The organism is Planococcus soli, assembly GCF_016881065.1.
Lineage (GTDB): Bacteria > Bacillota > Bacilli > Bacillales_A > Planococcaceae > Planococcus > Planococcus soli.
Genome location: NZ_WXYN01000016.1, coordinates 419,403 through 443,342 on the forward strand (window position 1 = coordinate 419,403; position 23,940 = coordinate 443,342).

General features: G+C 48.0%; 27 protein-coding genes and 1 riboswitch. Of the genes, 20 read left to right on the top strand and 7 right to left on the bottom strand.

What is annotated here, in order from left to right; genetic code table 11:
• The first annotated feature begins 226 nt into the window (after positions 1-226).
• Positions 227-1,171 carry an L-threonine 3-dehydrogenase gene (locus GJB59_RS09775; protein WP_142827078.1) on the top strand — a complete coding sequence of 315 codons (945 nt, stop codon included), beginning with the start codon at positions 227-229 and terminating at the stop codon, positions 1,169-1,171.
• Between the two features lie 71 nt (positions 1,172-1,242).
• Here GJB59_RS09775 and GJB59_RS09780 read toward each other — a convergent pair whose 3' ends face one another.
• The 5 genes from GJB59_RS09780 to GJB59_RS09800 form a co-directional block, all read right to left on the bottom strand.
• The gene (locus GJB59_RS09780) at positions 1,243-2,595 is read right to left on the bottom strand and encodes a YjiH family protein (protein ID WP_142827079.1); all 1,353 of its coding nucleotides are present in this window, start codon (positions 2,593-2,595) and stop codon (positions 1,243-1,245) included.
• Positions 2,596-2,751: 156 nt separating this feature from the next.
• Complete coding sequence (bshB2, locus tag GJB59_RS09785; protein WP_142827080.1) at positions 2,752-3,441, bottom strand: bacillithiol biosynthesis deacetylase BshB2; 690 nt, start codon at positions 3,439-3,441, stop codon at positions 2,752-2,754.
• Between the two features lie 14 nt (positions 3,442-3,455).
• On the bottom strand, positions 3,456-3,806 hold the full coding sequence (locus tag GJB59_RS09790; RefSeq protein WP_142827081.1) for a YojF family protein: 351 nt from the start codon (positions 3,804-3,806) through the stop codon (positions 3,456-3,458).
• Between the two features lie 291 nt (positions 3,807-4,097).
• Positions 4,098-4,931 carry a pyridoxine/pyridoxal/pyridoxamine kinase gene (gene pdxK, locus GJB59_RS09795; RefSeq protein WP_142827082.1) on the bottom strand — a complete coding sequence of 278 codons (834 nt, stop codon included), beginning with the start codon at positions 4,929-4,931 and terminating at the stop codon, positions 4,098-4,100.
• Positions 4,932-4,991: 60 nt separating this feature from the next.
• Entirely contained in the window at positions 4,992-5,246 is a 255-nt protein-coding gene (locus GJB59_RS09800; RefSeq protein WP_142827083.1) for a hypothetical protein, read from the bottom strand.
• 70 nt (positions 5,247-5,316) lie between these two features.
• Here GJB59_RS09800 and GJB59_RS09805 point away from each other — a divergent pair, with 70 nt between their 5' ends.
• The 4 genes from GJB59_RS09805 to GJB59_RS09820 are packed head-to-tail and all read left to right on the top strand — an operon-like array spanning position 5,317 to position 7,435.
• Positions 5,317-6,036 (top strand): DUF4230 domain-containing protein, encoded by a 720-nt coding sequence (locus GJB59_RS09805; protein WP_142827084.1) that lies wholly within the window; start codon positions 5,317-5,319, stop codon positions 6,034-6,036.
• Between the two features lie 5 nt (positions 6,037-6,041).
• Positions 6,042-6,716 carry a uracil-DNA glycosylase gene (locus tag GJB59_RS09810; protein WP_142827085.1) on the top strand — a complete coding sequence of 225 codons (675 nt, stop codon included), beginning with the start codon at positions 6,042-6,044 and terminating at the stop codon, positions 6,714-6,716.
• Between the two features lie 60 nt (positions 6,717-6,776).
• Positions 6,777-7,037 carry a YwdI family protein gene (locus GJB59_RS09815; protein WP_142827086.1) on the top strand — a complete coding sequence of 87 codons (261 nt, stop codon included), beginning with the start codon at positions 6,777-6,779 and terminating at the stop codon, positions 7,035-7,037.
• 20 nt (positions 7,038-7,057) lie between these two features.
• Positions 7,058-7,435 (top strand): DUF423 domain-containing protein, encoded by a 378-nt coding sequence (locus GJB59_RS09820; RefSeq protein WP_142827087.1) that lies wholly within the window; start codon positions 7,058-7,060, stop codon positions 7,433-7,435.
• Between the two features lie 304 nt (positions 7,436-7,739).
• On the opposite strand, the gene hemQ is transcribed toward GJB59_RS09820, so the two are convergent.
• Positions 7,740-8,489 (bottom strand): hydrogen peroxide-dependent heme synthase, encoded by a 750-nt coding sequence (hemQ, locus tag GJB59_RS09825; RefSeq protein WP_142827088.1) that lies wholly within the window; start codon positions 8,487-8,489, stop codon positions 7,740-7,742.
• Between the two features lie 175 nt (positions 8,490-8,664).
• Between hemQ and lipL the strand changes: the two genes are divergently transcribed.
• Genes lipL through GJB59_RS09840 form a run of 3 tightly spaced genes read left to right on the top strand, consistent with a single transcriptional unit; the run spans position 8,665 to position 11,340 of the window.
• Positions 8,665-9,486 carry an octanoyl-[GcvH]:protein N-octanoyltransferase gene (lipL, locus tag GJB59_RS09830; protein ID WP_142827089.1) on the top strand — a complete coding sequence of 274 codons (822 nt, stop codon included), beginning with the start codon at positions 8,665-8,667 and terminating at the stop codon, positions 9,484-9,486.
• A gap of 54 nt (positions 9,487-9,540) precedes the next feature.
• Positions 9,541-10,845: an HD domain-containing protein gene (locus GJB59_RS09835; RefSeq protein WP_142827090.1), complete on the top strand. Its 1,305-nt coding sequence runs from the start codon at positions 9,541-9,543 to the stop codon at positions 10,843-10,845.
• Positions 10,846-11,340, top strand: a complete 495-nt coding sequence (locus tag GJB59_RS09840) for a YwgA family protein (protein WP_142827091.1) — start codon at positions 10,846-10,848, stop codon at positions 11,338-11,340.
• A 51-nt stretch (positions 11,341-11,391) separates the two neighbouring features.
• On the opposite strand, the gene thmT is transcribed toward GJB59_RS09840, so the two are convergent.
• Positions 11,392-11,577, bottom strand: a complete 186-nt coding sequence (gene thmT, locus GJB59_RS09845; RefSeq protein WP_038704761.1) for a 2-hydroxymuconate tautomerase — start codon at positions 11,575-11,577, stop codon at positions 11,392-11,394.
• A gap of 61 nt (positions 11,578-11,638) precedes the next feature.
• Here thmT and GJB59_RS09850 point away from each other — a divergent pair, with 61 nt between their 5' ends.
• From GJB59_RS09850 to GJB59_RS09905, 12 genes are all read left to right on the top strand, one after another.
• On the top strand, positions 11,639-12,157 hold the full coding sequence (locus tag GJB59_RS09850; RefSeq protein ID WP_142827092.1) for a YwhD family protein: 519 nt from the start codon (positions 11,639-11,641) through the stop codon (positions 12,155-12,157).
• A 429-nt stretch (positions 12,158-12,586) separates the two neighbouring features.
• Positions 12,587-13,420, top strand: a complete 834-nt coding sequence (gene speE, locus GJB59_RS09855) for a spermidine synthase (protein WP_142827093.1) — start codon at positions 12,587-12,589, stop codon at positions 13,418-13,420.
• A gap of 3 nt (positions 13,421-13,423) precedes the next feature.
• Complete coding sequence (gene speB, locus GJB59_RS09860) at positions 13,424-14,296, top strand: agmatinase (RefSeq protein WP_142827094.1); 873 nt, start codon at positions 13,424-13,426, stop codon at positions 14,294-14,296.
• A 539-nt stretch (positions 14,297-14,835) separates the two neighbouring features.
• Positions 14,836-15,333: an antibiotic biosynthesis monooxygenase family protein gene (locus GJB59_RS09865; protein WP_142827237.1), complete on the top strand. Its 498-nt coding sequence runs from the start codon at positions 14,836-14,838 to the stop codon at positions 15,331-15,333.
• Between the two features lie 168 nt (positions 15,334-15,501).
• Positions 15,502-15,909: a YwiB family protein gene (locus tag GJB59_RS09870; protein WP_142827095.1), complete on the top strand. Its 408-nt coding sequence runs from the start codon at positions 15,502-15,504 to the stop codon at positions 15,907-15,909.
• The gene (argS, locus tag GJB59_RS09875) at positions 15,909-17,570 is read left to right on the top strand and encodes an arginine--tRNA ligase (RefSeq protein ID WP_142827096.1); all 1,662 of its coding nucleotides are present in this window, start codon (positions 15,909-15,911) and stop codon (positions 17,568-17,570) included. The genes GJB59_RS09870 and argS overlap by 1 nt, the downstream gene beginning before the upstream one ends.
• Positions 17,571-17,616: 46 nt before the next feature.
• Positions 17,617-17,803, top strand: a riboswitch (cobalamin riboswitch).
• Between the two features lie 155 nt (positions 17,804-17,958).
• Complete coding sequence (locus GJB59_RS09880) at positions 17,959-18,936, top strand: ABC transporter substrate-binding protein (protein ID WP_142827097.1); 978 nt, start codon at positions 17,959-17,961, stop codon at positions 18,934-18,936.
• Entirely contained in the window at positions 18,929-19,921 is a 993-nt protein-coding gene (locus GJB59_RS09885; RefSeq protein WP_142827238.1) for a FecCD family ABC transporter permease, read from the top strand. The genes GJB59_RS09880 and GJB59_RS09885 overlap by 8 nt, the downstream gene beginning before the upstream one ends.
• Positions 19,922-19,923: 2 nt before the next feature.
• Entirely contained in the window at positions 19,924-21,390 is a 1,467-nt protein-coding gene (locus GJB59_RS09890; protein ID WP_142827098.1) for an adenosylcobinamide amidohydrolase, read from the top strand.
• The gene (gene cbiB / locus GJB59_RS09895) at positions 21,387-22,340 is read left to right on the top strand and encodes an adenosylcobinamide-phosphate synthase CbiB (protein ID WP_142827239.1); all 954 of its coding nucleotides are present in this window, start codon (positions 21,387-21,389) and stop codon (positions 22,338-22,340) included. The genes GJB59_RS09890 and cbiB overlap by 4 nt, the downstream gene beginning before the upstream one ends.
• Entirely contained in the window at positions 22,327-23,406 is a 1,080-nt protein-coding gene (locus GJB59_RS09900; RefSeq protein WP_142827099.1) for a pyridoxal phosphate-dependent aminotransferase, read from the top strand. The genes cbiB and GJB59_RS09900 overlap by 14 nt, the downstream gene beginning before the upstream one ends.
• Positions 23,388-23,936 (top strand): bifunctional adenosylcobinamide kinase/adenosylcobinamide-phosphate guanylyltransferase, encoded by a 549-nt coding sequence (locus tag GJB59_RS09905; protein ID WP_142827100.1) that lies wholly within the window; start codon positions 23,388-23,390, stop codon positions 23,934-23,936. The genes GJB59_RS09900 and GJB59_RS09905 overlap by 19 nt, the downstream gene beginning before the upstream one ends.
• The last annotated feature ends 4 nt before the right edge of the window (positions 23,937-23,940 follow it).

Here is a 23,940-nt window from a genome sequence, read left to right on the forward strand (position 1 = left end):
AATCTGTTTTGCATCCTTTTGATCAAATCGCACCAGTGCACGCATCCAGAGCGCTTCGAGTAATGAAAAAAAGGCACTTTGGAGTCTTTTCTTAAAGAAAGTATTTGTGTTTTTAAAGAGAACATCTTATAATAGCTTAATAATAAAGCTTAGATTAGCAGGGTTTATAAGGTGTTTTTTGTTTTTTTAGACAGGACAAATGTTTAACCGAAAAGGAGTGTTGAAAATGGAACGAATTATGATTACAGGTGCTTTGGGACAGATAGGGTCGGAGCTTGTCGGGAAAATGCGAAGCATTTATGGCAATGACAATGTGTTGGCAACAGATATTCGACAAACTGCCGATCAATCAGGCCCGTTTGAAATATTGGATGTAACAGATGCACAGAGAATGCACGATTTGGCAAAGGATTTTGGAGCGGATACAATGGTCCACATGGCAGCTTTGCTGTCAGCGACTGCTGAAGAAAAACCTCTTCTTGCCTGGAACCTGAATATGGGCGGCCTTGTAAATGCGCTCGAAGCATCTCGTGAGCTTGGCATGCAATTTTTTACACCCAGTTCCATTGGCGCATTCGGTCCATCAACACCAAAAAACAACACACCGCAGGACACGCTGCAGCGGCCAACCACCATGTACGGGGTCAATAAGGTAGCCGGCGAATTGCTGTGTGACTATTACTATACGAAGTTTGGCGTCGATACGCGCGGCGTCCGTTTCCCAGGACTGATTTCAAACGTGGCACAGCCCGGCGGCGGCACGACAGATTATGCCGTCGATATCTATTACAAAGCGATTGAACAGGGCAGCTACACATCATACATTGCAGAAGGTACGTATATGGACATGATGTATATGCCGGATGCATTGCAGGCCATCGTCGACTTGATGGAAGCAGATCCTGCCAAACTGATTCACCGCAATGCATTTAATGTAACGGCCATGAGTTTCGAACCTGAACAAATTGCAGCGTCGATCCGCAAGCACATTCCTGATTTCAAGATGTCTTATGCGGTCGATCCCGCCAGACAGGAAATTGCAGACAGCTGGCCGGACAGTATTGACGCTTCTGCCGCTAAATCGGAGTGGGGCTTCAAGGCATCATACGATTTGGATGCGATGACTTTCGATATGCTGGAAAAATTAAAAAAAAAGCTTCAGCTCGTTTAAGTGAATCCCATTAAAAGAGCTGAAATGATAAAAACGCCATCCGCATGCCGCGGATGGCGTTTTTGGTTTGATTAAAATAACAAATGTGCGACACCGACAACAATCGGCAAAGCAATGATTGTGCGAAGCAGGAAAATGACGATCAGGTCAAAGATGTTGACGGGTATTTTGGAACCCAACAACAATCCACCGACTTCAGACATGTAAATTAGTTGTGTTACAGACATAGTGGCGACAACAAAACGTGTCATTTCAGACTCGATGTCTGCACCGAGAATAGCTGGCAGGAACATATCGGCGAAACCGACGACCATCAATTGCCCGGCTTCAGCTGCTTCCGGAACACCCAGCAAGTTCAAATAAGGAACAAAAGGAGTTCCCAGGATTGAGAATACAGGGGTATATTCAGCCAGAATCAAGGCAACCGTACCGAACGCCATGACAACCGGCGCAACACCGATCCACATATCCAGGACGTTTTTAAAACCATCCTTGAAGAAATTGCTGACGGATTTATTTTCTTCCGCTTTTGTTAAGGCATTTTCTAATCCGTGGGAAGCTACACTATAGCCTTCAGGCACTTCTTCTGATTGGGTATCCTGGGCATCGCCGTTCATGAAAGTAGTTGGTTTTTGTGCCAAAGGATAAATGCGCGGCATGATCAATGCCAGAATGACTCCAGCGAGAATTACCGTTGCATAATAAGGCAGGAAGTATTGGCCGAGTCCGATTTCCTGAATAACAACAATAGCAAACGTGATTGAGACCACGGAGAAGGTCGTCCCAATGATGGCGGCTTCACGTTGTGTATATTTGTTTTGGACGTATTGAGTGTTCGTCAGCAAAACTCCGATTGTTCCATCGCCTACCCATGATGCCAAGGCATCGACGGAAGAGCGGCCGGGAAGGCGGAACAACGGACGCATGACTTTTACCATCATTGTTCCGAAGAATTCCAGCAATCCGAAGTTCATCAGCAATGGAAGGAACAATCCGGCAAACAGGAAAATGGTGAAGAGGAATGACAAAAGACCTGTACTTGATAAGAGCAGCCCACCTGTATATTCACTCCATACGGCTTCAGGCCCTATCTGGAATAGCACCATAATGGCAAATACAGCACCTATAACCCGGACAATGGTCCAGAATAAGTTCACATTGAATAGTTTTTCAAAGAAAGGTGCATCATGTTTTTCGTTAACTTTCCTGAAAATTGCCAGTACTGAGCCTATTGCGGCAATTAACAGGATGGCAAGCATGATCCAAGGCGCGATAGGTGCAATGGCATCAGCCATAAGATTTGCCAGTAAAGCGATTGACACAATCCATTCGCCATCATACTTTACCGGAACGATAAATAGCAGAACTCCCAACAAGGATGGTACTAAAAACAGGATCCATGTTGATGCTGAAAACTTTTTCACAATTAATTCCCCTTTTCTTCGTGTATGAATACACAAGATTATAACTGATTATACAGCGGTTTTCCCCTATGAAAACGCTTTACAGCCAATGTTTATATTATCTGAAAACGTCCATAAAAAATACCCCCAACTGAGAAAAAGTTGAGGGAGTCTTTTTTAAAAGGATTTTTCGAAATCTTCATGCCAACGGTAATTGTAGAATCGTTCTTTTGTCAGCCAGTTTTCCGTCTCCGTATCGCCCTGCTGAAGCTTGTGTTCCATTTCTTCAAGCATCCAGGCGGTTTGGGAGATATGGGCTTTCATGGAATTCATTTTTTGGTCGCGGACTTCCCGGATGTCATAAACGATATCCGGCTGGCCGAGCACCTCAAGGGTATTATTTGCAAAAGCAACGCAATGCAGTGTCGGGCGATCTGTCATCCGGCGGACAGCTCGGACTACTGCACGGGCAGTCGCTTCGTGGTCGGGGTGGACAGCGAAATCAGGATAGAAGGTGATGATTTTTGAAGGATTCAGCTCTTCGATTAAATCCGTCATCAGTCCGACCATCTTCTCGTCGTCTTCGAATTCAATGGTTTTATCACGCAGCCCCATCATCCGAAGATCCGTAAGTCCCATTGCGTCTGCAGAAGCCTGAAGTTCCTTTTTGCGGATGACCGGCAATGATTCTCTTGTAGCAAACGGCGGGTTGCCTAAATTGCGGCCCATTTCGCCGAGTGTCAGACACGCATATGTAACCGGTGTGCCTTGCTTGATATGTGTGGTGATCGTTCCGGATACCCCGAACGCTTCATCGTCCGGGTGAGGGAAGACGACCAGCACATGCCGTTCTTGTGAAATTGTCATAGTGAGTCCCTCCCTTAATAACTGAACGGTGTTTCGCTGATCTGCAGCGCCACCGCCAATTTCCCAGTGCCATCGTGCCCTGCAAGAAGCAGGCGGCCCTGATCATCCAATTCGTAATGAGTGATGCCTTGTGCATAGACCCAGCCGTGCGGCAATTTCAATCCGACGCGATGCGGGCTGTCGCCGACCACTTTCCCAAGTTCATAATTGATAACAACGTTGCGGATAAAAGCACCGGCGTTGAAAAAGCCTTCGTTAAAATGTGTCGCATACGAGCCGTTTGTCGTTTCCAAATGAAGGTAGACATCTCTGCCTGCGAATGCGTCCAGCTCAACCTGCAGTTTTTTTACTTCAACTAGTTCCATGATGTTCCTCCTATAGAATCGGTATTCTAACAGTATAGGGAATTATGCCGGAGAATGCGATTAGGATGCTTTACGCGGCCAGGATCATGGTGAGATTTCTCCCGACCGCACCCCAAATACTGTTAAGCGCACCTTATGTTGCACTAACCGCACCTCACAGGCCAAAAACCGCACCTCATAAGGCACTAACCGCACCTCACGACACGAAAACCGCACCTCATTCCGACAGCAATAAAATCCGGTCGCAAAAAAGCGTGCCGAAGAAAAAATCCGGCACGCTTTTATTATTTCTTATAACTCAGTTACTTCAACTTCAGGTTTGGTGAATTTCGACGCGGCTCCGTGCATAACCGGGCCGACGTATTCATTCAGCTTCCAGCCGTGCTGGATTGCTGTTGCCACAAAGACCTTGGCGTTGAGGACAGCGTCTTTGACCGATTGGCCGTTTGCAAGATTGGCCGTAATTGCTGCTGCAAATGTACAGCCAGCACCGTGGTTATAAGTAGTATCCGTTTTTTCCGATGTCAGCAAATAATGAGTTTTTCCATCAAACAGCAAATCTGCCGCTTTTTCATGCTTTAACTGCTTGCCGCCTTTGATGACAACAAATTCAGCGCCATGCGCATGGATTTTTTCTGCAGCTGCCTGCATGTCTTCCACTGTCTGCAAAGTGCCTTGTCCAGATAATTGACCTGCTTCCACCAGGTTTGGTGTCACCACTTTGGCGTTTGGCAATAAATACTTGATCATGGCATCGACGTTTTCAGGGAATAAGACTTCATCTTCGCCTTTGCACGCCATAACCGGATCAATGACGACATCTTTGATTCCGGATCCGGCAATTGCTTTGCCGGCCATTTCAATGATATCAACTGTTGGCAGCATGCCTGTTTTCAAAGCATCGACGCCGGTAGAGAACGCTGTCACCAGTTGTGCATCGAGCGTATCCAGCGCAATTGGGTGGATGCCGTGGCTCCATCCATTTTCCGGGTCCATGGTTACGATGACGGTCAGTGCGTTCATGCCGTACGTGCCGTGTTCCTGGAACGTTTTAAGGTCTGCTTGTATGCCTGCTCCGCCGGAAGTGTCAGAACCAGCGATTGTTAGAGTTTTTTTGAGTGTCATTCGAATATCTCCTTTAAATGGATTGTGTCATTGCCCTCATTTTAACAAAAATTCGAACATTTACAATGGATTGTGCTTACTTGGTGCAAGCAGCAGGACGGTTGTGGCAATGCAGACAACCAAAAATGCCGTTGTTAAAACCCCCATCAATCCATAGCCGCTTTTGAAAAGACCGATCGTAATAAGTAATGTTAGAATGGAAACAACTGCTACAATTAAGCCGAGACAGCCCAATCCGGCGCGCTTTGCGCCTTCTGGAGCACTCGTGCCTTTAGTTTTTGAAACACTGGTGATTTTTTCACGCCAATCGGCCATCCTGATCGCTCCTTTAAGCAATCGTACCATGAAGCCAGGATGAATAGAACATAGGAAAGTAGGGGTTTTCTTGGCGAAAGATCCGAAGATGACAGAAATTGAACGTTTATTGGCGGAAATGAAAGAACAGGGAAATACAAAAGAATCGGGCTTTTGGAAAAGTACGAAAGTGATGATGAGCGTATGGCGCAATTCTTTTCTTGTACTGATTGCAGTTTTATTGCTATTGCTGGTAGCTTTGCCATTAGGTGCATTCTGGATGATTCAGGGCAGTACCTTTACTGAAAGCAAAGGCGCTTTTTTGGAGCAGGTTCAGGATTTGAATGAATTGTCGACAGCGGAAGCTTTCTCGAAAGTCATCATCGAACGCGAGGACAATGCGGTATTTGGCCAGGAAATCGGCCTGGATCTGCCGGGCACGAGACGGCAATTGCTTGTTGTGATTCCCGGATCGGTCCGCGCAGGCATCGATTTTTCTAAAGTGGATGAGGACGACATCGTTCTGGATGAAGAAGCCAAAACAGCCACACTGACCTTGCCGCCGGCAGAATTTCTCGGAGGACCGGAACTGTTCATGGATCAGGTAGAGGTTTATTCGTATGAAGGGCTGTTCCGCGACGGCGCTGACATTTCGGAAGCCTATGAACTGGCGGAAGAAGCGAAAAATCTAATGCTAGAGGAAACGGAGGGCCAAGGCGTGCTGCAAACTGCAGAAGACAATGCTGCGCGCTCGGTGCAAGAAATGTTTGGCCTGGTCGACTATGATGTAACCGTAGAGTTTGAGGAGTGAGGAATATGAAAAAACAGATTTTCCACAACGACTGGCAGGAGGTCGTGGGTGAAGAGTTCGACAAACCGTATTATTTGGAGCTGCGTGAGTTTTTGAAAGAAGAGTATGCTTCGAAAACAATTTACCCGGCTATGGAAAACATTTGGTCGGCATTTGAACATACCGCGTATAAGGATGTAAAAGTGGTGATTTTGGGACAGGATCCATATCACGGACCAAACCAGGCGCATGGCCTGAGCTTCTCGGTTCAGCCGGGAGTGCAGCATCCGCCGAGTTTGCGCAATATGTTCAAAGAGCTGAAGGAAGACATCGGCTGTGAAAAACCGAAAGACGGAACGTTGACAAAATGGACTGATCAAGGCGTGCTGATGATGAACACCGTGCTGACGGTACGAGCCAGTGAAGCGAATTCGCATCGCAACAAAGGATGGGAGACGTTCACGGACGAAGTGATTCGCAAACTATCCGAACGCGAGGAGCCGATTATTTTTGTGTTGTGGGGCAAACCTGCCCAAACGAAAAAAAGGCTCATCGATCTCGACAAGCATGACGTTCTAGAAGCACCGCATCCGAGCCCCCTAAGCGCCAATCGGGGATTTTTCGGCAGCCGGCCGTATTCAAAAGTGAACAGTCTGTTACAAAGCCGCGGACAGCAGCCAATCGATTTCTGTTTGGACTGACTTGCAGCAGAGCGGCGTGGTAAACTGAAGTTAATTCGAAACGGAGAGGGGGGCTGTTACATGGCCATCGATACTATGCGTATTTTAAATGAAATTGACAAGCATACGGCGCGTGCCCGAAGCGGCGATTCTGCAAAGGTGCGTGACTCTGTCGCGGCAATCCGTGCATTATGCGATTTGCTGCTGGAGGACGATCAACCGGCAATCGACAAGCAAGCACCGCGTGCTGTGCCGCTTGCATCCCCTCAGCCGCAGACGGTAACTGCTGTCAACAAGCTGAAAGAAGAAGACGCAAACGGCGATTCGCTGTTTGAATTTTAAATGGAAAGAGGAAGCTGAATATGAAGTTTTTCTTGATTGCTGGAGCGGTTAACGCCCTCCTGTCTGTCGCATTTGGCGCGTTCGGCGCACATCTGCTGGAAGGGCGCGTGGCGGACAAATATTTAGAAACATGGCAAACCGCCGTGCAATATCAGATGTTCCACGCAGTCGGCTTAATGGTCATCGCGATTTTGATGAGCTCGTCTCTTTTTGGAAATCTGGGATCGCTGAACTGGGCAGGTTATTTAATGCTCGCCGGAATCGTCATTTTTTCAGGAAGCCTATATATTTTAAGTTTAACAGGCATCAGCATTTTGGGTGCCATTACGCCAATCGGCGGTGTTGCATTTATCGCCGCCTGGGTAATGGTCATCATTGCTGCAGTAAAAGCATTGTAATAGTGCGAAAAAGGGCAATCCGTTATATGCGGATTGCCCTCTTTTTTGCAGTGCGGACAGTAGATCTGGTTGTTTGGACAGTATCTTACTTAATCTGGACTGTATATCCAATAACTGGGGAATTCCAGCTGAAAACCGTCGCCGATTCTGCAGCCAGGTGCGGTTTCAGACGTTTGAGGTGCGGAAATGGGTCATCGAGGTGCGGTTTCAGACATTTGAGGTGCGGTTTCAGCCAAACGAGGTGCGGTCACATACAAATCAAACCAAAAAGCCGCCTAAAAGGCGGCTTTTCACATAAAATGTATTAAACTTCCAGAAACTTAACGGTTCTTTCGGCATCCAGTCGTGTGCCTACGTAGAATGAACCGAATTCGGCATAACGCGCGCTGACTTCATCAAAGCGCATTTCGTAGATCAATTTCTTGAATTGAAGAACGTCGTCTGCGAAAAGAGTGACGCCCCATTCATAGTCGTCAAAGCCGACAGATCCAGAGATGATCTGTTTTACTTTGCCGGCATAGCTGCGGCCGATTTTGCCGTGGGACAGCATTAACTCTTTGCGCGTGTCCATCGGAAGCATGTACCAGTTGTCATCGCCATCGCGGCGTTTGTCCATCGGGTAGAAGCAGATGTACTGTGAACGTTGAAGTTCCGGGTACAGGCGTGCACGGATGTGCGGATTTTGGTAAGGATCTTCGTCGGATTTTCCAGCAAGGTAGTTGGAAAGCTCGACAACTGAAACGTATGAATAAGTAGGAACCGTATAAGCGATCAATGTCAGCTTATTGTATTCCGTTTCAAGTTCGTTCAATTCGTCCATTGTTTCACGCAGCATCATCAGCATCAAGTCAGCTTTTTGGCCAACAATTGAATACAAAGCATGTGCTCCGGTTTTATTTTCATCGGCTTGGTTCACTTTTTCCATAAATGCCTGGAATTCGTCGATTGCGAATTGGCGCTCTTCGTCCTCAAGCATTTTCCATGATACCCAGTCCATCGACCGGAAATCGTGAAGGACGTACCAGCCGTCTAATGTAATCGCTGCTTCATTCATTGCTCAAACACTCCTTTTAATGTAAATCTCTCACCAATCAGTTTATCACAACGCCCCTCCAACTTCCTTCAAAACTAATGGCTGTCACCAATTTGACATGACGCGCACGGGTTTTCAGCGGGTGCTGAAAAGGGTAAACTGGAGACAAGGAATTGCAGGAAGAGGAGAAATGGGCATGCCGTTATTTTTTGAAGAAACATCCTGGCGTTTCTGGGATCAGTCCCTTAGCGCCAAAAACCGTTCTGCGCTTGAGTCATTTGCCGCGGACGATACTCTGTGTGAATTGGTAGGATCCGGAAAAAGCGCGCCAACAGTCCGCACATGGGTGCACGATAACACCATTGTGCTCGGCATCCAAGATCACCGTTTGCCTCATATCGATGAGGGCATGGACGCGCTGAAAGCACATGGCTTTCAGCCGATTGTCCGGAACTCGGGCGGACTGGCAGTTGTGCTGGATGCAGGTGTCCTGAACATTTCGCTCGTTTTATCAGAAAAAGATAACGCGATCGATATTTCAGCGGGCTATGAACTGATGCTCGATTTGGTCCGGGAACTGTTTCCGGAAGCGGCTATTGAAGCCTATGAAATTGTCGGTTCCTATTGTCCGGGATCTTATGACCTGAGCATTGGGGGCCGTAAATTCGCCGGCATCTCACAGCGCCGGATCCGCCGCGGCATCGCGGTGCAAGTTTATTTATGCATCGAAGGCAGCGGCTCGGAACGTGCGGAAGTCATCCGCAATTTTTACAAAACGGGGCTGCAAGGCGAAGAAACAAAATTCACTTATCCGGAAATAAAACCGGAAACGATGGCGTCTCTCAGTGAACTGCTTGGCAGAAAAATCACGGTCCAGGAAGTGGTGCTTGACCTTCATGCATTAATGGGAGAGCCGGTACCAATGCCGCTGCAATCGGATGAGACGGAATTGTACGGATTTTATTTGGAGCGGGTAGTTGAACGCAACCGCAAGATGCTGGAACGCCCTCTTGAATAGAGGAGCGGCGCTGGTGTAGAATAGCTGGTACATGAAAATTCTGGAGGTGCGCGAGTGAGCTACGCAACGCAAAAATTAGCTGAGGAAAAAGTTTTCAAAGATCCGGTTCACCGGTATATCCATGTGCGCGACCAAGTGATTTGGGATCTGATCAATTCGCGTGAAGTTCAGCGTTTGCGGAGGATCAAGCAATTGGGCACCTCGTATTTGGTTTTTCACGGCGCGGAACACAGCCGTTTTAACCACTCGCTTGGCGTTTATGAAATCGTCCGGAGAATTTCAGATGATATTTTTCATGGCCGTCCGGAATGGGACGAAAGCGAGCGCCTGGTCGTTTTGTGTGCAGCGCTTCTCCACGATTTGGGACATGGACCGTTCTCGCATTCATTCGAGAAAGTCTTTTCTGTCGACCACGAGGAGTTCACGCGGGAAATCCTGCTGGGAGACACAGAGGTCAATGAAATCCTGTTGAAGGTGTCGGCAGATTTTCCGAAAAAAGTGGCGGAAGTCATTGCCAAAACGTATTCAAATAAACAAGTCGTCTCGCTGATTTCCAGTCAGATCGATGCAGACCGAATGGATTATCTCCAGCGCGATGCTTATTATACAGGGGTTTCCTACGGCCATTTTGATATGGAACGGATTCTCCGCGTTATGCGGCCACTTGATGACCAGGTTGTCATCAAGTCGAGCGGCATGCATGCCGTTGAGGATTACATCATGAGCCGCTACCAAATGTACTGGCAAGTGTATTTCCACCCGGTTGCCCGCAGCGCAGAAGTGATTTTGCGGAAAATTCTGCAGCGTGCAAAAGAATTGAGCAAAAGCGGCTATAAATTCGAACAGCCGCCGACCCATTTTCTGGCGTTTTTTGACCGCAGCTTTACATTGAAAGAATATTTGGCGCTCGATGAAGGCGTCCTGATGACGTATTTCCAATTGTGGATGACAGAGCGCGATCCCATTCTGTCAGACCTTTGCGACCGGTTCGTCAACCGCCGCCTGTTCCAGTACGTCGATTTTGATCCAGGAAAGGACTACAAAAAGCTGGGCGAACTGGCTCAACTGTTTCATTCTGCGGGCATCGATCCGGAATATTATTTGATTGACGATTCGACATCCGATCTGCCCTACGATTTCTATCGTCCGGGAGAGGAAGAAGAGCGTCTGCCGATTCATTTGCTGATGCCAAGCGGCGATATTAAGGAATTATCGCGTTTGTCTCAGATTGTTGACGCTATTTCCGGCAAACGCAGAACCGATTATAAATTGTATTTTCCAGCAGAGCTGTTGATCGATGGCAAGAAAAAAGCCATCAAGCAGCAGATTTTGGAAATGCTTCGAGAAGGAGGGCTCTAGTTGCTCCAGGAACACGCAAAAATTGTGGACTTTATTGCCACGGCGGAAGGTGTAACCGGCCGCAAGAAATTGCAGAAAATGATTTACATAATGAAGAAGATGGACATGCCGTTTCAGGAAAAATACGAGTTCCACATTTATGGCCCGTATTCAGAAGAACTGACTGCCCGTGTAGAGGAATTATGCGATATGGGCTTTTTGTCCGAAGCATTGGAAGACAAAGGCTCCTACGTTCAATATAAATACACGGTAACGGAAGAAGGCATGGAGTTCCGCAAAGTGTTGGGGAAATCAATTTTGGATAACCCCGTGACCGCGGAAAAGCTGAATGCCAAAAGCGGCCGATTCCTGGAATTGACTGCAACTCTCTTGTATTTTGATAACTTGAACCGCCAGGAAAGAATCGACAAGCTGCATGTGGTCAAAGGCAAGCTGAACTTTACAGCAGAGGAAATCGATGAGGCTTTTGCTTTTATTGAGGAATTGAGCGCGTAGAGAAAGTGAAAATGAAAAAAGCTCCTGCAACAGGAGCTTTTGTGTGATTTCTTACTGATCGCTGAACAACTTGCCTTTTGTGCCGTAATCGGTTTTCTTCATGTCTTCGATAAAGACGGTGACATTTTCGATAGGTGCACCAGTTGTTTCAGAAACAGCTTCGGATACCTTCTCGACAAGTGCGCGTTTTTGGTCTTCTGTGCGGCCTTCGAGCATTTTTACAGTTACGTATGGCATAATGGGTACAGCTCCTTTTCTTGAGAATACTATCATCATAGCAGAACGGAGGATTCAGACAATGGCGAACGAAGAAAAACCAAAACAAAAAGTAGGCTTTACCATTATAAAAAACGATCCGACAGCTGGCCATAAAGGCTATGGCATCGGGTCTTTATCCTTGGAAAACGTCTCTCCGCTGTTCATCGACGTGCAAGAGCAGGAAGCGTTTATTGATATCGGGGCCATGCACGCCCGCAGCGAAGTGGAGCGCGGCATTAAGTTCACGACGAACAGGGAAGATTCTGCAGGCGGCAAAGATTACTGGCTTGTATGGATCACCATCGATTTCAATCCGGAAGGCCCATACTACGCGGGAGTTGCAGCATGTGAAATGGTCGTCAATCGTGAGAAACGGCGTGGCTATAAAATTTTAGCGGATCACGTCAATCGCATGGACAAATCGATGAAGCGCAAAATTCTTGTTGACCATATGGATGAACCATCAAAACGGGTGCTTGCTGAATACCTGGAGACCCACAATCCGGAAATGTGGCAGCGCAGCGTAGAACAGCTCCACCTGGACCTTGGCCGCAAGTAAACGATTTTGCTTGGCCAATAAATGACGGAAATGTCAAAGCGGAATATCTACTAAAAATACAGGTTTTTGAACAGAATGTGACATTTCAATTTGCTTCCATTGGATGGTTGAAGTTGTCTATAAAAGGCAGTACACTAGAAATACAGCTTTTCAATAGAAAGCTAGGACACCTGATAGCGAGCAAGTGCCGTGAGCCATTGCGATAAAACCCAAGCCCAATGCCTCATGTCTCTTTCTCCGCACCATCAGGCTTTAAAAAGGTTTTCTGTGAAGGGAAAAAGATTCCCTGTACAGGAAACCTTTTTATTTGAGTGTAGCGGCACTTCCAGCGGGTAAAGAGGAAGAGGAAAAAAATATTGCACTTTTATTGAAAACACTTATACTTTTTTAAGTGGATTTTATTCAGATTGAAAAGGAGTTTGATTATAGATGGCAGGATTTTGGTATACAGAAAAGCAAACAGAGAATTTCGGAATTACAATGAAAATCAACAAGACGCTTCATACGGAACAAACGGATTTTCAATACTTGGAAATGGCGGAAACAGCTGAATGGGGCAACATGCTGTTTTTGGACGGCATGGTCATGACTTCTGAAAAAGACGAATTCGTCTATCACGAAATGGTCGCGCACGTTCCTTTATTTACGCATCCGAATCCGGAAAACGTGCTGGTTGTCGGGGGCGGAGACGGCGGCGTCATCCGTGAAATTCTGAAACACCCATCAGTTAAGAAAGCGACGCTTGTCGACATTGACGGCAAAGTGATCGAGTACTCGAAAAAATTCTTGCCAAGCATCGCATCAGGCTTGGAAGATTCACGTGTGGAAGTGATTGTCGGAGACGGCTTTATGCATATCGCGGAATCTGACAACGAATTTGACGTCATCATGGTGGATTCAACGGAACCGGTCGGACCGGCAGTCAACTTGTTTTCTAAAGGCTTCTACGCAGGCATTTCAAAAGCCTTGAAAGAAGACGGTATTTTTGTAGCGCAATCCGACAACCCTTGGTTTAAAGCCGATTTGATCAAACAAGTCCAAAGCGATGTTAAGGAAATCTTCCCAATCACGAAATTGTACTTGGCGAACATCCCGACGTATCCAAGTGGACTATGGGCATTCACGATTGGTTCAAAAAAATACAACCCGCTTGAAGTTCCGGCCGAACGTTTCCATGAAATCGACACGAAATACTACACACCTGAGCTGCATAACGCTGCTTTTGTATTGCCGAAATTCGTGAAAGATCTGACAGGAGAGTAAACGATGAGATTTGACGAGACCTACTCAGGAAAAGTATTCATCAAAAGCCATCCGAATTACGAAGAATCTAAAGCCGTTCTTTACGGCATGCCAATGGACTGGACAGTCAGCTACCGTCCAGGATCCCGTTTTGGCCCGAACAAAATCCGTGAAGTGTCGATCGGATTGGAAGAATACAGCCCGTATCTTGACCGCGAGCTGGGAGACGTAAAATTTTTTGATGCAGGCGACATTCCGCTGCCATTCGGCAATCCGGAAAAAAGCCTGATTGAAATCGAAACATACGTACACACGCTTTTGGCTGACAATAAAATCCCGATGGGCATGGGCGGCGAACACTTGGTGTCATTGCCGGTAATGAAAGCAGTCGCCAGCAAATTTGACGACTTGGCGATCATCCATTTTGATGCGCACACCGATCTTCGTGAAAACTACGAAGGCGAGGAATATTCCCATTCGACGCCGATCCGCAAAATTGCGGACCATATCGGACCGAAAAATGTGTATTCATTCGGCATCCGTTCAGGCATGAAAGAAGAATTCCAATGGGCAAAAGAGCAAGGCATGCACATTTCAAAATTTGAAGTGCTTGAGCCGTTGAAAAGAGTATTGCCAACTCTTGAAGGCCGCAATGTCTACGTAACGATTGATATGGATGTTTTAGATCCTGCGCATGCACCAGGTACGGGCACAGTCGACGCAGGAGGCATCACATCCCGCGAACTGTTGGCTTCAATCCATGCAATTGCAGCATCAGGCGTCAACGTCGTTGGCTTTGACCTTGTCGAGCTTGCACCTGTCTACGACCATTCCGACCAAACCGCCAACACAGCCAGCAAGCTGATGCGCGAAATGATTTTAGGCTGGATAAAATAGCAGAAAGATGAAGAATCTATATTAGAAAGGACTCCCGCAAGAAGCCAGGAAACTTTCTGTCTTGCCAGAAAGCCGTGACGTCAACGGCTAAGGTTTTGATCTGAACTACTTCTGGCTTGGCGGCCATCTAAATTTCTCAATGTAGTTATGCAGCTCCATAGGGGTCTCCACTGGTTTGCTTCATACCATACTGATTAATTTACCGCTATGTTAGCTGCAATTCTTTTAGAAGAAATAGTGGAAGGCGGCGACTCCTGGGGGATCAGTACGAGCTGAAGACCCTGGACTGAGCAAAGCGAAGGAAGCGGCTGAGGCCGTACCCCCCGGAAAGCGTCCGCCTGGAGCGATTTCTTCATACCTTCTCTTCTTAAATGGCTTAAAACATTAAAATTCTTAATTATACCGAATAGTTTATCTGTTAAAACCGGTCTGAAAATCTTCAGATCGGTTTTTGCATTTCACAGAGATTGCTCTGAATAGATTCTTCCGATTAAAAGCAGTAAGATGAAATGGACGAACTAGTGGAAGAGGTGCTGACAATGGAATTGTATAAATGGACCGGCCACCGCGATCAGGCTGTGATGCTGATGGCAAACTTGGCAAATGCACGATTGATTTACCTGGTAAATGACGATGAAGCTGTACTGCTTTATGAAGCGGAAGGCGGCCCCGGCATTCAGGGGGCGGAAGCCTATAAAGTGCTGAATGCTGTAGGGGACATCAACGACGGCTATTATGCTGTGTTCAACAACATTCCGGTAACAGAAGAAGGCCGTGAATTGTTCGAGTCGCGCTTCCAGAACCGTGCCGGAATGGTTGAAAAAGAACCGGGCTTTGCAGCGATCCGCGTATTGCGTCCGGTGTCTTCGGATACATATGCTATCCTGACGATATGGAAAGACGAGCAATCGTTTAAAGATTGGCAGGAATCGCAGGCTTATGGCCAGGCACATGCCAAGCGTGGCACCGCAGAAGGCATCGACAAGCGCCCGAATATTTTCCCGCGCCCTTCGTTTGTGACGACCTATACAAGATGAACAAACCCGCTTTATCAAAAGCAATGCTTAAAGATCGCATGGATTCGGCCAATGCTGAAACATGTGGTCTTTTGTTTAATCTGCAGTTCCTGCCAATCCTTCATTGAAAAAAACAGGCCAGTCAAGCTATAATATAAAGGTTATCAAAGGACGGGGAGGCGGAGAGCCATGCAAAAGACAGTGACGATCAAACTGACGACGACGATCCGCCAGCCGGATATGGAAGAGCAAGTGATGGTACTGGAATCTCATGGAACGTTGACGGAAAAAAACAAGCTGCGCTACCTGCAGTATGCAGAACAGCAGGATGATCTTGAAATCCGGACAACGGTCAAACTTCAAGAAGATGAAGCGGTTATTATGAGAAGCGGCGGTCTGCAGATGCGGCTCCCTTTTTTATTACATAAAGAACAAACCGGCAATCTGACGAATGAACAGGGGTCGTTCATGCTGACGACGAAGGCACACGAGCTGTCGGTCAGCGATACGAGGTTCATGGTCCGCTACGATCTGACATTAGGTTTGGATCATGTCGGCGAATACGAAATGGAAATACAGTTTATGGAGGCTAAATGATGAACGCAGTAGAAAAAGTTCAACAGGCAATAAAGACAGCATTTGCAGAAGCGATCGAAAAAGCGGAATTGACGAACGAACCGGTTGAAGTCCGCTTGGAATCACCAAAAGACAAAGCCAATGGCGATTACGCCACGAATATCGCCATGCAACTGACGCGTCTGGCGAAAAAGCCGCCCCGCGCAATTGCAGAAGCGATTGTTGAAAATCTCGACAAAGAGGCAGCGAACATCCAGACGGTTGAAATCGCTGGACCTGGATTTATCAATATCACCATCAAAAAGGATTATTTGTTGGATGTCATCAAAACCGTACTGGAGCAGAACGCTGAGTACGGCCGTTCAACAGCGGGCGGCGGCGAACGCGTCCAGGTGGAATTTGTATCAGCCAACCCGACAGGCGATCTTCATTTGGGCCATGCCCGTGGATCTTCAGTGGGCGATTCGCTGTGCAATGTGTTGGACCTTGCAGGCTATGAAGTGTCCCGCGAATATTACATCAATGATGCCGGCAATCAAATCAACAATTTGGCATTGTCGATCGAAGCGCGTTATTTTGAAGCGCTGGGCAAAGGCGACAGCATGCCGGAAGATGGCTACCGCGGACAGGACATTAAAGATATCGCTGAAGATCTGGTCAAAGAACATGGCGATAAATTCGTCAGCTTGACCCACGAAGAGCGTTTTGAAGCATTCCGCCAGCACGGCTTGAAAGTCGAATTGGCCAAACTGCAGCAGGACCTTGCAGATTTTCGTGTGGAATTTGACGTGTGGTACCCGGAATCGTCTCTTTATAAAAACGGCAAAATTGACGATGCTTTGGCTAAACTGCGTGCAAATGGCCATGTCTATGAAGAAGATGGAGCGACTTGGTTCCGTTCGACAACTTTCGGAGACGACAAGGACCGCGTGCTGATCAAGAATGACGGCACCTACACGTACTTAATGCCTGATGTCGCTTACCATGAAGACAAATTGCAGCGCGGATTCGGCAAGCTTATCAATGTCTGGGGAGCTGATCACCATGGCTACATCCCGCGCATGAAAGCAGCGATTCAAGCACTTGGCTATGATCGCGACACGCTTGAAGTCAGCATCATCCAAATGGTGCAATTGTACAAAGACGGCGAAAAAATGAAGATGAGCAAACGTACCGGCAAAGCGGTAACGATGCGCGAGCTGGTTGAATTGGTCGGCTTGGATGCTGTCCGTTACTTCTTCGCGATGCGTTCTGGCGATTCCCATATGGACTTCGATTTGGATTTGGCTGTTTCACAGTCCAACGAAAACCCGGTTTACTATTCGCAATATGCTCACGCGCGCATTTCATCAATTCTGCGCCAGGCGGAAGAGCAAGGTTTAACCGCTTCGCAGGATCATTTAGATTTGTTGACAACTGAAAAGGAAATTGACGTTCTGAAGAAGATCGGGGATTTCCCGCAGGTGATCGCCGATGCAGCCAAACAGCGCGCACCTCACCGCATCACAACATACATCCATGAACTGGCATCTCATTTCCATAGCTTCTATAACGCCAACAAAGTATTGGACGCGTCCAATGTAGAATTGACAAGTGCCCGTCTGGCATTGATCACGGCCGTGAAAACGACGTTGGCCAACTCGTTGAAAACAGTCGGCGTCGCAGCTCCTGAAAAAATGTAAGAGACAGACAATCATTTATGTGTATAATGAAGACAACAAACAGAATATGATAACGATTCATAAAGGTGCTTATGTCTAAGAACATGAGTTAAAAGGGAAGCCGGTTCAATTCCGGCGCGGTCCCGCCACTGTATGTGAGAGGAATCTGCAAAATGCCACTGAAGCAATGCTTTGGGAAGGTGCAGAAACCGACGACCACAAGCCAGGAGACCTGCCTTTATGACAACACACCCAAACGCCTGCGAGGAAAGGCTGGATGCGCATGCTTTTTTATGTCGTCCTTCCAATCCCCCGCAGTTTGCTGCGGGGGATTTTTTGTTATGTAGAAAAGAAATGTGAATGCGATAGGATCTGCGCGACTAGGATCAAATATAAGGGGGATATATTCATGAAGAAGATTTGGAAGTTTGGAGCAACTGCAGGCTTAGCCGCGGTTTTAATGGCAGGATGCGGGGAGACGGCAGCGCCGGAAGAAGAACAGGACGTCGAAACACCGGCAGAGCCGCCAACAGAAGTGGCGGATGTTGAATATCCAGTGACCTTGACGGATGCAGTCGGGGACGAAGTAGTCATTGAGGAAGAACCGGAAGCTATCGTATCGATGGTGCCATCAAATACAGAAATCGCCTATGAACTAGGTCTTGGCGACAAAATGGTCGGCGTTTCGGATTTTGATAATTATCCGGAAGAAGCTGCAGAAGTCGAGAAAATCGGCGGCCAGGAATTCAATGTGGAAAAAATCATCAGCCTTCAGCCGGACCTCGTGCTTGCGCATGAATCCGGACTCGGTGTTGGGGACGCAGGACTGCAGCAATTGCGCGATGCTGGCGTCGAAGTATTTGTCGTCAACAATGCAGTCAGCTTTGAAGAAGTCTATGATTCCATTACGGTAATCGCACAAGCGACAGGTATGATGGAGGAGGCGGAAAGCCTCGTTTCAGAAATGGAAGTCCAAGTGGCGGAAATCCAAGAATTGGCAAGTTCGATTGAAGAGCCGAAATCTGTATTTCTGGAAGTCGGCAGCCAGCCGGATATCTATACCACAGGAAGCGGAACGTTCATGGATGAAATGCTGACGCTCATTAATGCTGAAAATGTAGCCGGCGATTTGGAAGGCTGGGTCATCATGGATCCGGAAGCCATCGTTGCGGCTAATCCTGATGTCATCATTACAACCGAAGGTGCCTATGTAGAGAATGCTGAAGAACAGATCAAATCACGCAGCGGTTTTGCAGAAGTGACCGCTGTCCAAGAAGACGCCGTCTATAACCTGGATTCGGATATGCTCACCCGATCAGGCCCACGTTTATCGGAAGGACTGATGGAAATGGCGCAGGCCGTTTATCCTGATGTTTTCAATGAATAAAAATCTATTGGCATACAGCGTCTCCCTGCTGATTTTAGCAGGAGCCGTTTTGCTTGGGGTGACGGTCGGAACGGTATCAATATCACCGGTCGTGCTGTGGAATCCGTCATCGGATGAAGCGGCTGCCAATATTTTATGGAATATCCGCATGCCTCGTGTCATTTTAGCCGGGCTTGTCGGTGCAGCACTGGCAATTGCTGGTGCTGCGTTCCAAGGGCTTCTGAAAAATCCATTGGCCGATCCTTACACCCTGGGAGTGTCTTCCGGTGCCTCCGTGGGCGCTGTGATGACGCTCTTTTTTGGTATTTCCATACCGTTTCTTGGACCATTCACGCTGCCGGTCATGAGCATGATCGGGGCGCTGCTGACGATGCTCGCTGTCATGAGCTTTGCCAAGCTGGTGGATCGCTCCATGAAAATGGAAACCGTCATATTGACTGGGATTATCTTCAGTTCGTTTCTCGGCTCCATTATTTCCCTGATGATTGCGTTAACCGGGGAAGAGCTGCGCCAAATCATCGGCTGGCTTTTGGGCAGTGTGTCGATGCGTGGGTGGCCATATGTGCGGATGGCGCTGCCATTCGTATTAATCGGTTCGTTCGTGTTATGGCTGAAGCGACGTGAGTTGAACGCCATGCTGTTTGGTGAAGAACGTGCACAGCATTTGGGTGTCGATGTCAGAAAGAGCAAAATGACCATTTTGATTGGCGGTTCGATTTTGACGGGAGCAGCTGTTTCGGTTTCCGGCACCATCGGCTTTGTCGGTTTAGTGGTCCCGCATATGACCCGTCTGCTTTGGGGCTCGGACCATCGGCATGTTTTGCCGCTGTCATTCATTAATGGAGCGGCTTTGTTGATCATTTGTGACCTGGTGTCGCGAACCATCATTTCACCGACTGAATTGCCGATTGGCGTCATTACCGCATTTATCGGAGCTCCGGTATTTGCCTTTATCTTTTTCCGACAACGCAAAGGAGGGGCTTGACCATGCTCGAAATAAAGGGACTAACAGGCGGCTACGGCGATAAAAAAATCGTTAAAGACGTATCCTTTACTGTCAATAAAGGCTCTATTCTTGGCATTTTGGGGCCGAACGGCAGCGGCAAATCGACCTTGATGAAGCTGATAAGCGGAGTGCTGCCGGCTGCCGGCGGCGAAGTGCGGATTGATGGTGTATCGATTGTCGATTTTCCGCCAAAAGAACTGGCCAGAAAAATGGCGGTTTTGCCCCAATTGCATGCACATGCTTTTGCTCATACGGTCCGGGAAACGGTGTCGCTTGGCAGGTATCCGCATCAAGGCGGCTGGTTTTCTTCATGGTCGGAAAAAGACGAGCAGGCTGTTATGGAAGCGATGCGCTTAATGGATATCAGCCATTACGAGAAGACTCAAATCGACCGGATGTCGGGCGGCGAACAACAGCGCGTCTTTGTGGCGCAAGCGCTGGCCCAGGATGCAGGCATTCTGCTATTGGATGAACCGACCAATCATCTGGATATCAACCACCAGAAAGAATTGCTCGACACCATCAAAAAGCAGGCCATTGAAAAAGACTTGACGATTGTTTCCATTTTCCACGACATCAATCTGGCGTCTATGTACTGCGACCAACTGTTGCTGCTGGATGAGGGGAGCGTCGTCCGCATTGGTGAACCGCATGAAGTGGTGCGGGAGCAGGATATCGAATCGGTCTACAATACGCGTGTCAGCAATCACCCGCATCCGGAATTGCCGAAGCCCCAGATTACTTTGTTGCCGGGGGTAGAGCGTGCCGCTGCCAGCATCCGCATTCGTGCCGAAGAATTTGAAATTAATGATGGGATGGTGCTGTACCAGAGCCCTATTCCGTTAAAAACTGTGTCATCAGCGGTCGTCAATGCAGGTTCGGGTTGGTTCCGCAATTTCATGAACCGGCATGTGGATTCTTTTTACAACATCAATGACAGTGTTAAAGAGATGTCCGAGTTTATTGAACAAAGTGGTCTGAAGACAACGGATACAGTCGGGATGATGACCGCAGTCCAAACCCAGGACGCCATCGTCAAAGAATACGAAGGTCCTTTCGGGTCCGTGGTAATTGCTGTAACCGCAGGTGTCGGAAACGGTGTAGATGTTTCAAAAGCAGTTGAGCGTACGCTTCGCGTCGGCACCATCAACACATGGATCTTGGTCAACGGCATTTTGTCAGATGAAGCCTTTATTCAGGCGATGATTACTGCGACCGAAGCCAAAACGAAAGCACTTCAGCAGGAGCAAATCAAAGATCCGCTGACCGGGACGATTGCGACCGGAACATCGACTGACAGCTGTCTGGTAGCGGCAACGCAGCAGGGAGAACACCTGCCTTACGCCGGTCCAATCACTGAGCTTGGAAAACTGATTGGCGTCGGTGTTTTCGAGTGTACCATCGAAGCGCTCAAACTGTATCAGATGGCGAAAGCAAAAAGCATATGATTTCGCATCTTACGGCAATTGCCTTGGGCCTAGCCATTGATCGCATTGTTGGAGATCCGCCAAATTGGCCGCATCCGGTTCGCTGGATCGGCAGCGGAATCCGCAAATTGACCAAACGCTGGAATCACGGAGCGAACGCTTTCCGCAATGGTTTTCTGCTGCTTGGGGCGGTTGCGCTTAGTGTGTTTTTGATTGTTTACTCTTTTGTTGCGCTGGCATATTCAGTGAATATCTTTGCAGGAATTGCAGTTGAAGCCTTGCTGATTGCTTCAGGACTGGCACAGAAAAGCTTGAAAGATGCAGCGTTGGATGTTTACAGACCGCTTGCAGATAAAAACATGATGCTGGCACGCGAAAAACTGTCCTGGATCGTTGGCAGGGATACCGAGGGATTGGACGAAAGTGAAATTACAAGAGGCGTCGTGGAGACAGTTTCAGAAAACACCAGTGATGGTGTGACAGCTCCGCTGTTCTGGGCATTTCTGCTCGGTGCACCGGGGTTGTGGCTTTACAAATCTGTCAATACGCTCGATTCAATGGTCGGCTATAGGAACGAAGAATTTGAACGATTCGGCTATGCATCAGCAAAAGCGGATGATGTCCTGAATTTCATTCCGAGCCGCCTGACCGGTTTTTTGATTTTGGTGATGACAAAAAACAGACGATCGCTGACCGTGCGTCAGCGTTTTGTGGAGTGGCTGCGGGATGCACCAAAGCATCCGAGCCCAAACAGCGGCTGGCTTGAAGCGGCAACGGCTGTGCAATTGGGAATACAACTTGGCGGATTGAACCGTTACCGGGGAGTCGAGTCGCATCGCGCACGAATGGGGACGCCGGTTTTCCTGCTGGAAGCCGTGCATATTAATGAAGCCATCGGCCATATGCAAACGGTCACCCTCGGATTTTTTATTTTATTCGCTATAGGAGGGATTTTGCTTGGAATTGCCTAATCATGGGGCCAATCCGCTGCGTCTTTACACGCAGGCGGGAATCAACCCTCCCCAACAAATTTTGGATTTCAGTGAAAACGTCCATCCTTTCGGAGCTCCTGCTTTTCTGGTGGAACGATGGCCGGAGCTGCTGGAACTGGTCGGTTCCTATCCAGATCCGGACGGAGAGCCTTTTCGTACGGCAGCTGCGGAATTTCACCAAATTGGCGTCAGTCAAGTGGCTGTTGGAAACGGTGCCGCTGAAGTTTTTACTTGGCTGGCCAGAAGATACCGCGGTAGGCAAGTGGTGCTGGTGGAACCGGCGTTTTCGGAATACCGCCAAACGCTGGAAGCGGAACATGCCGGAATCCGGGTGATTCAGCTGCAGCCGGAAACCAATTGGCAATTGACGGTCCAAAATGTCCGGGCAGCTGTTCCGGGATGTGAGGCGCTGTACGTTTGCAATCCGCATAATCCTACCGGTGTTTTGCTGGATACCGATACGCTCCAGGAAATAGCGCAAATTTGCATTGAACACCATTGCGAACTCGTTATCGATGAAGCTTTTATCGATTTTATCGGTGAAACAGCATCCTTTATGCCATTTTTAGAAAGTTTTCCGAATGTCATCATTGTCCGTTCGATGACTAAAATGTACGCTATTCCTGGGTTGCGCCTTGGCTATGTGGTCAGCCAAACCAAAACGGTTGAACAATTGAAACAAGGGGCAGCGCATTGGAACGTCAATGCTTTATCCGCTGCGATCGGTGCGGATCTTTTAAAAGAATCGGCATACCGCACCAAAATCATCAAAGCCGCCTCGGAAGAACGGCTGAAAATGCAGCAGTTTTTCGCAGCGAAACACTGCCGGACAAGCAATTCCGCAGTGAATTTCCTGTCGTTTCAACTGTCGGATCCCCAGCAATCCGCTGTATTCTTCACAGATCTGCTGAAGGCAGGAATCGTCCTGCGGCATACCGAATCGTTTCAGGGCATGGACGGAAAGTGGTTCCGAATCGGTATGAAATCTGCAGAAAGCATGGAAAAACTTCGGGAGGCGATTGCAGGATGGCTCGAGGCCAATTAGTTTTTATCAGCGGTGGGGTCCGCAGCGGCAAAAGCGCTTATGCCGAATCGGTTGTGCGTGCTGCAGGCGGTGAACGGAAAGTTTATTTGGCGAGTGGACAGGCGCACGACGAAGAAATGAAAGAGCGGATCGAACGCCACCGGCAAGATCGGCAGGAAGATGGCTGGCATACAGTAGAGCAAGCTTATCAAATGGACAGAGTTTTAGAGAACCTCCAGTCAAATGATTTGGTGCTGTGGGATTGCGTGACAACGTGGCTCGCCAATGAACTTTACGAGGGTTGGGAAAAGGGCAGCATGTGCGCTGAAATATCTGGCTGCATGGAAACGAAATGGAGCAGCCTGCAAGAAACCATTCTTGATATGCTGGACACGATAGATTTGTTGACAGTCGTCTCGAACGAAGTGCTGGACGATTTCGTGCGCGACGAACTTTATCAGAGCTGGCTCGGGCGCATCCATATTTGGCTCGTGCAGCAAGCCGATCAGGCCATCGAGATGGAAAACGGTATGGCATTCAGAAGGAAGTGAAAAG